This is a genomic window from Richelia sinica FACHB-800 (genome assembly GCF_014698825.1).
In the GTDB taxonomy this organism is placed as follows: Bacteria; Cyanobacteriota; Cyanobacteriia; order Cyanobacteriales; family Nostocaceae; genus FACHB-800.
The window spans coordinates 1-7,641 of record NZ_JACJTT010000072.1 but is presented as its reverse complement, the minus strand read 5'-3'; the positions used below and the strand labels follow the sequence as shown (position 1 = coordinate 7,641).

Genomic DNA, 7,641 nt, shown 5'->3' with positions numbered 1-7,641 from the left:
AACTGTTTTTGTTGCTTTTCTTGGCAGGTTCATCTCAAACCTCCTCGATGGCAAGGGTTTTAGCCTCTCTCTCCTATTTTAGTTCCCCCCACTTTGACAGAACAGGGTTATTTGTGAATGCGCGCGCACTACCTCTGTCATCTGGCTAAAAGTCTCCGGATGCACCCCACACAAGCGTTTGAATTCTTCTGGTTTTAGGTTTTTTACCTTTTGTAACTCATCGATATCAAAAAAGCTCTAAGCGACTTGTCCCACGCTTATGGGACTTTTGCAAGAGGTCTAATGGATGAACGAGATAACTACGGTTATGGGTACTCACCAACAGGGGAACGATTTTACGACCTCAAATCCGGTCGGCGACAGGGACGCATTAATATGATTGCTGGGTATCGGGATCATCAATTGATTGCCCCATTTACAATCGAGGGGGCGTGCAACCGCACAGTTTTTGAAACCTGGCTAGAAACATGTTTGATTCCGGTTTTGCGTCCCGGTGAGTGGGTAATTGTGGATAATGCGACGTTTCATCATGTTGGTCGAATTGCCCAACTCATACATGATGCAGGCTGTGAACTTGTTTATTTACCTCCCTATTCACCAGACCTGAATCGGATTGAGAAGCGTTGGGCATGGTTAAAAAGTAGGATTCGCAAACAATTACACAATTGGGATCATTTACGTGATGCTATAGAATTTGTTCTCAAGCAAGCAGCGTCTTAATTAAAGTGGCTATAGCTATATCCCTTTTTTGTCACTTTCCGGGAGGGCAATCTCTGAAAGCTTTATCAGTCCATCCATACAAGCTATCCTATTAGCAAAAAATTGTGCGATCGCCTCCTATGCAAAGACTCTAGAATTCAGAAATGGTAAATGTTTTCGGAGAGTGACAGAACAGGGATATCACCTAGTTGAGTAAATAATGGCAGATAGCAGTGAACTTGCTTGCTGTGAGTTATTGATGTTCTAGAAAACCTTTTTAAGGTACTAATGTTAGAAACTTTTAATCTTTGTGTAAAGTATGAAGATGGCTAAACTATCCCTAACAACATCTTCAACGTCAACTAGCTTATCGCACAATACTCGTGTATTAATTATTACATCGTGCACGAGAGAAAAGCGATTTAAGCCAACTAACCAGCTGACATTAGAGGACTTCAAAGACTCGGCTCGATTACAATCTCGCTCTAGAGAACTGGCTGATTTTGCTTGTCCCGCTAGTCAAATGTACACTGGGTTGCAGCATTTACGGGTAATAGAAGGAGTAGAGTTACTGCGCCAGTCTTTTGGTCAAAAAGCAGTAGACTTGGTTATTGTTTCTGCTGGTTATGGGCTAATTCCTGAGAATCAAATTATTGTGCCTTACGAAGTTACCTTCAACACAATGAAAGGGTATGAAGTAGTTGAGTGGTCTAAATTTTTAGAAGTTCACCAGGCTTTTGAAAAGGCTATTTTTGGCTATGATTTAGTGTTTTTGCTATTGGGAGAAAACTATCTGCGATCGCTTCGTCTTCCTGTTATAACTAAACCTGAACAAACATTGATATTTTTAGCTTCAAAAAGCAGTAAATCTTACATTCGAGATTTAACTGCAAAAACTTTTATTATGACTCTTTCTAATGCAGAGGCAAAGCATTATCACTATGGTTTAGTTGGACTGAAAGGTTTCCTTATCAAGCAGTTTGCTAAATCAGTTTCTACCGAAACTGAAATACTAGAAAGGGTTTATAACCAGCCAAAAAATTTTCTACAGTTTGTGTAATTCATATAAAATATATTGAAAATGACAATTATATCCAAAGGCAAATTATTACACAATGTCTGGCAAGAAATATGCGGCTGTGCGTATTCCTTTTGTAGACAAGCCCTCAACAAGAATTAAACATTTGCTAGAAAGTGGTTTTACATATTATTAATTTTGACTATTTAAACCATGAGGGTGGTAATAGAAACACAGCACCATTAGGGTGAACGTTAATCCTATTTGAATGATGATTAAGCCACTCATTAAATATAAATCCTATCTCTGAAGATTCATTATATTTGCAAGGAGTCATCGCTAAACTTTGAGTGAGATGCTTGTGAGCGTTATGACCATCAAAACGATTATCTGTACCATCTAGAGTTATATAAAGCTCTACTGTCATTTGTACTCTGTTGATATAACCAACATTAGTAACATTAGAGTTAAACACAGATGGAATAGCTATATAAGCGCAGAATTTTGACGGGGCAAAACTTTTTGAGTATGGATCAAAAACAAAGTAAGTAATTGTGCGCTTACCCCATAATTTTTTTCCTTGAGGGGTATCTACATCATAATTCCATTGTCGAAGGTTGAGCATCACATCCATCATGTCACCTGCGAAATGAATGCGACGAGATGAAGCAGTCAAAATAGTTGCGGAAACAGACATAGCACGTTCAATTTCAGGTTCTACCAACAGACTCAGGTTTTGTAGCCTTTGCAGGGTTAAATGATTGAGACGCTGAATCTCTTCTCTAGGTATCTGTGGGAACAGTACCGTTTGAAAAGCACTCATCCCTATATGTCGCATCAATGAAATCGTATTTGCTGCCAAATTTCGCCGCCCACGCGCCACATGAGAACTCACCATACTAATGAAGCTGTCAGTTTCTTGCTGTGCCTGGAATAAGTGAGCAGTAGCAAATTTGGCATGGTTTGCCACTGGATCTGCTCTGCTAATCTCGAACTCAATCCATAGCCGCCTTGAACCATCTTCGCGCTCTAGTAGGACATCTACACGAGGAGTATAGCCTAAGAAATCTGTCATATCCTTGGATAATATCGCACTCTCATGACGACATATCCATCCTGGGTAAGCTCGTCGAATAAACTCTTGCTGAAGGTAAGATGTTAGTACACCCATAATTCAAAAATTTCAACTATTGAGAGTTATGAAGGAATCGCAATCAACAGATTTTCTAGAACTTCTGCTAAATAATGAAGTTGGAACATCAGTTTGGAACTGGGCAAAAAAAGACCAATCATCTGTGTATTATTTTATTCCAGTTGTGACTGATAATAACCGTCTTACTACTGATTATTATCCAATGTTTTTATTTAAAATGGAACCCGGAGAAAGTTGGAGACTTGGGGAAAGAGTGCAAATCCAATTAAAAGCAGGTACTTTCAAATATCAGGGAGTAGTAGCAGTATATTTGTTATTTTTATTTCCTGGTATTGACTTTATACATGAAGTTTGGATTAACCATTACACAAATTTAGAAAATACTCTTTCACCTCTGTTTCAACTACAGCAGATGAAACATATTCATCTCCTTTTATATGAACTTTCCAACCAACCAGAGCGGGTTATCAAAATTGCAAATCAACTTGATTGGGCTAGAATAATGGCTAATGTACAAAACGCTTCTCCCTGGACAGATAGCCAATTTGACGCTGCTAAAATGGCAGCTCCTCCGTCTGAGTTTCTTTGGAATCTTAAAAGCTCTTAGGTTATAACACTTTTAGCGATTAAACTAAATAGAGATAATAACATGGATTCATTAATACTTGTATACAAGTTTATATTTTGAATAAAATACTAGCAGAGTAGTTTCACCAGAGTCACAAGCCTTGCCACAACCAGTACGAGTTCCAGATGAAATATACGCAATCTTGCAGCAGATCAAGTTTTCTCTCGATCCTCAATATATGAAAGCTGCACCTAGTATACAAGATATGGTAAACATTGCTTTGAAACGATTTATTGAAGACTGGGAACACCCGGATCGCCAACATCAGCTACTAAATGAGCTTCTAGAACAACGTCAGATAGCACGCTCACGAATGGGAAACACCAAGTAAAACTTTTTCGGCGCTTACTGCTACTTGCTCAGGGTTGAAGATATCCATAAAATTAACAAGAAAGTAGATATCGGCTGTGTGATTTTAGATGAAGCCCACCATATCGCAGCGATGGCGACCTCTAACGATGCAGCAGTACGCCAATGTTTTGAAAATTGCAAACATCTTGCCCATAAAAGCGATCGCTTACTTTTATTATCCGCTACTCCAGTTCTCAACCACGAGCAAGATTTTTTGGCTATGTTGCACTTGCTCGATCCGACAACCTATAAACTTGATGATTTAGCGGGTTTTCAGGCTAGAGTTGCTAGTCGTCAGCAAATTGGTAGAGTTCTCCTTTCCTTTAGGGAAGGTGCAAAACCTTTTGTCCTGAAAACTAACCTCAAACAATTACGGAATTTATTTGCTGAGGATAGGTATTTATTGAAACTAGCAGATGATTTGGACAATCTTTTACAAGCAAATTCTCCTGACATAGATCAGATTGTCCGTGCAATTCGTACTCACATTAGCGATACCTATCGTCTACATCGGCGAATGTTGCGTAATCGTCGCGCTACTGTGGAAGATGTGATATTTGACCGCAGTATTATACCTAAAGAGGAGTATGATTTAGACGAGCGATCGCTTGACATTCACGAAATCATCGATGAATGGCGTACCATTGCGCCTGATGAAGAGCAGTATCAACGAGTTTTTCGGCTGTTATTCCTGGCTTCCGGTACTTGGTTAGGTATTTTGGCACAGGTAGTTGCTGCACGTTTAAATGGTAAAGCTGATTCTCGACTGATTCAGGAGTTTGGCAAAGATGATATTCATATCTTAACCGCAACCCCCAAATTTCCTGGCGAAGAAGAAATTCTACAATCCTTACTCAAAATTATTCATCAACCTGTAGAGGAGGGAGAACGCCGGGAAAATTTAAGAACAGTGTTGCTAAATCAGTTAGCTGAATACTTCAAAATTCCGCCAACGGTACGGAGAAATAAACAGGAATTACTACTGAGGATACAACAGAGGATTCGTAGACCTATTGACGATGATATTCTGCCGAAATTTGTAGTATTTACCAGTTTTGGACAGACTTGTGCAGAAATTGTGCGGTATTTGTCTGATAGCTTCGGTGAAGCAACAGTAGCTAGCCATCAATTGGGAGAATCACCAGACAAGGTTGAGCAAAATATAAGTAGGTTTAAGGATAACCCAAACTGCTTTATTTTAGTATGCGATCGCTCTGGGGAAGAAGGACGTAACCTTCAGTTTGCTGACTGGTTAATTCACTTTGACCTCCCTTGGTCGCCTAATCAATTAGAGCAAAGAATCGGCAGACTTGACCGCATTGGCAGCAAAATAGGAGTTAAATCCTGTGTTTTGATTGGCCCCTATTTGGAAGATAGCCCCCATAATGCTTGGTATCAACTTTTAAAAAATGGGTTTGGCATCTTTCAACAATCAATTGCCAGTTTACAGTTTTACGTAGACGAGAAACTAGCAGAATTAGAAAAGACTTTGTTCCAATCAAGCGCGGCTGGACTGTTGGAAATGGTTGAGCCGATTCAGGAACAAATTAAAGCGGAAATTGTAAAAATTAGCGAACAAAATGCTTTAGATGAAATTGATGCTAATGATGAAGTTGCCATCCAGTATTTTCAAGACCTAGATAATTATGATGCTTGCCATTTAGAAATTAAACAAGCAATTGAAGGCTGGATTTGTGACGTACTTGGATTTAAACCAATTAATAATCCTAATTTCTTAGAGGTGCGACGTTATCAACCTACTATTCGTACTTTAGTTCCTGTGAATGAATTAAAAATTCGTTTTGCTAATAGTTATTTAGACCAATTCGGTACTTATAATCGCAGGTTTGCCAACTATAATCCTGAAATTAAACTCTTCCGAATTGGAGAAGGATTGCTAGAATCACTCTTAAACTATATAGAGTGGGATGACCGAGGACAAGCCTTTGCCATTTGGCGCACAGATACATCTTGGGATGCTGGGGAAGGAATGGAATGGTTCGGTTTTCGATGCAATTATGTAATTGAGACTGATTTAAAATTCGCTAAACAGGTGTTAATAGATTCCCAGCTAAATAATTCTGCATACAAAATATTGAAGCGGCGTGTCGATGCTTTATTTCCACCAACCATCAAAACCATCTTCATTGATGGACGCTATGAACCAATGAGCATTGTTGAAGATGAAAGACTCTTAAATATTTTGGAACGTCCATATCAGTATAAAAATGTTAGCCAACAACGTGATTACAATTTAGCTAAGGAACGTTTAAGGATTATTGACGATTTTGTTGATGCTAGTAAATGGCAAAACTTTTGCTATCAAGCGAGTAAGACTTCTTATGAATTACTCACTAATAATGCTGAATATCTTGACTGGTTTCAAAGATGTACTAAGTCAGCAGAACAGAAATTAAGTAACAGACTTGAACAGTTACGCCTGCGGCTCAATCGACAGCCTTGGGATTATAAACTAGCTGAAGAACTGAAAATAGAAAGTGCTTTTAGTGCAGCTATTTTAGAAGGTATTTGCCAGCCTCAAATTAAGCTTGATTCGGTGGGTTTCATTATTGTATCTGGAAGACATCCTATTAAATATGTAGATGAAGGAGATGATTAATGACTGACTCCTTCTTAGAACTTAAAGAAATTCTGCAAACAGGTGAAATACCAAAAGATACTAGTTATTTTGCCGAAGCCTGTCATCAACGGTTATTAGAAGCACTACATAATTCACCAGGTACAAGAGATATCGCCTCTTTAGTACGTCATGTACTACGGCGAGAAGATGAACTACAGGGTGTAACGTCTCAAACTCTGCTTAAAGTAACCAAAAGACACCCATTTCCTGATAGGAATATTTGGAAGCAAACGAGTATTACTGTATTAGGTGAAGATGCAAATACCTATCTAATTAGTGCTAATGCTTGGCAACCTGAATGGCTGAAATTTAGCACCGAATACCCTCCAGATGCACCGCTATATAAAGAAGAAATCCGTCGTAATTATGAACCAGTAACAGGTGATCCATTTTTAGAACTGGTAGAATTAGACGCATACCGCAGTATCGGACAAAAACAGGCAATTCACGCCATTTTAACTGCCCCTGAAAAGTCAACTTTAGTAGTTAATTTACCCACTGGTTCAGGGAAAAGCCTGTGCGCTCAACTTCCAGCACTTTTAGAATCTCAGACGGCTGGTGTCAGTGTTGTAGTAGTACCGACTACAGCATTAGCAATTGACCAAGAACGGGCAATAAGACATTTAGTCAACCATGATACGGCATATTACAGCGATAAAACTTTACAAGGGCAAGAGAAAAGAGAAGAAATACGACTGCGTATCCGTGCGGGTATACAAAGAATCATATTTACTTCTCCAGAAAGTCTCATGGAGTCCCTAGCATCATCTCTTTACGAAGCCGCAAATTTAGGGTTGTTGCGCTATTTCGTCATTGATGAAGCTCACATGGTTGAACAGTGGGGTGATGATTTTCGTCCCGCATTTCAAGAAATTCCGGGTTTGCGTAGAGATTTATTACGTTTGACTTCCTTTACAACTTTATTACTAACTGCAACTTTAACAGAATCCTGTATAGATACTCTAGAAACATTATTTGGTAAACCTGGAGAATTTAAAGTTATATCTGCCGTGCAGTTGCGTCCAGAACCTGCATATTGGTTTGCTTATATCTTGCACCTAACGGGATACCCTGAGAAAAAGCAAACAAATGCAACCACAAAAGGAAGGATAAGACAGAGGAATAAGATGAAATAAAAAGAACAAACAAAT

6 protein-coding genes and 1 pseudogene are annotated in these 7,641 nt (G+C 38.9%); 6 read left to right on the top strand and 1 reads right to left on the bottom strand.

The genetic code is table 11. The annotated features are described in order from the left end of the window. Window positions 1–282: 282 nt before the first annotated feature. Window positions 283–720 (top strand): annotated as a pseudogene (locus H6G73_RS23925) (IS630 family transposase); the annotation flags it as partial. A gap of 304 nt (window positions 721–1,024) precedes the next feature. Beyond that, window positions 1,025–1,759, top strand: coding sequence for a DUF6884 domain-containing protein (locus H6G73_RS23920; protein ID WP_190609011.1), 735 nt, complete (start codon window positions 1,025–1,027; stop codon window positions 1,757–1,759). A gap of 160 nt (window positions 1,760–1,919) precedes the next feature. Here the strand turns inward: H6G73_RS23920 and H6G73_RS23915 are convergent, their stop codons facing one another. Next, window positions 1,920–2,792, bottom strand: a complete 873-nt coding sequence (locus tag H6G73_RS23915; protein ID WP_206756246.1) for a hypothetical protein — start codon at window positions 2,790–2,792, stop codon at window positions 1,920–1,922. 124 nt (window positions 2,793–2,916) lie between these two features. Here H6G73_RS23915 and H6G73_RS23910 point away from each other — a divergent pair, with 124 nt between their 5' ends. The 4 genes from H6G73_RS23910 to H6G73_RS23895 all read left to right on the top strand — a co-directional run bounded on the left by H6G73_RS23910 (window position 2,917) and on the right by H6G73_RS23895 (window position 7,626). Next, window positions 2,917–3,477, top strand: coding sequence for a hypothetical protein (locus tag H6G73_RS23910; RefSeq protein ID WP_190609007.1), 561 nt, complete (start codon window positions 2,917–2,919; stop codon window positions 3,475–3,477). A 121-nt stretch (window positions 3,478–3,598) separates the two neighbouring features. After that, the gene (locus tag H6G73_RS23905; protein ID WP_190609005.1) at window positions 3,599–3,829 is read left to right on the top strand and encodes a hypothetical protein; all 231 of its coding nucleotides are present in this window, start codon (window positions 3,599–3,601) and stop codon (window positions 3,827–3,829) included. A 24-nt stretch (window positions 3,830–3,853) separates the two neighbouring features. After that, window positions 3,854–6,469, top strand: a complete 2,616-nt coding sequence (dpdE, locus tag H6G73_RS23900; RefSeq protein WP_242034304.1) for a protein DpdE — start codon at window positions 3,854–3,856, stop codon at window positions 6,467–6,469. Further along, entirely contained in the window at window positions 6,469–7,626 is a 1,158-nt protein-coding gene (locus tag H6G73_RS23895; protein ID WP_190609004.1) for a DEAD/DEAH box helicase, read from the top strand. Before dpdE ends, H6G73_RS23895 begins: the two co-directional genes overlap by 1 nt. Window positions 7,627–7,641: the final 15 nt, after the last annotated feature.

Excerpts from the sequence above, each read along its gene's own strand:
- H6G73_RS23915 (WP_206756246.1), bottom strand. The coding sequence starts at position 2,792 with ATGACAGATTTCTTAGGCTATACTCCTCGTGTAGATGTCCTACTAGAG.
- H6G73_RS23910 (WP_190609007.1), top strand. The coding sequence starts at position 2,917 with ATGAAGGAATCGCAATCAACAGATTTTCTAGAACTTCTGCTAAATAAT.
- H6G73_RS23895 (WP_190609004.1), top strand. The coding sequence starts at position 6,469 with ATGACTGACTCCTTCTTAGAACTTAAAGAAATTCTGCAAACAGGTGAA.
- H6G73_RS23920 (WP_190609011.1), top strand. The coding sequence starts at position 1,025 with ATGGCTAAACTATCCCTAACAACATCTTCAACGTCAACTAGCTTATCG.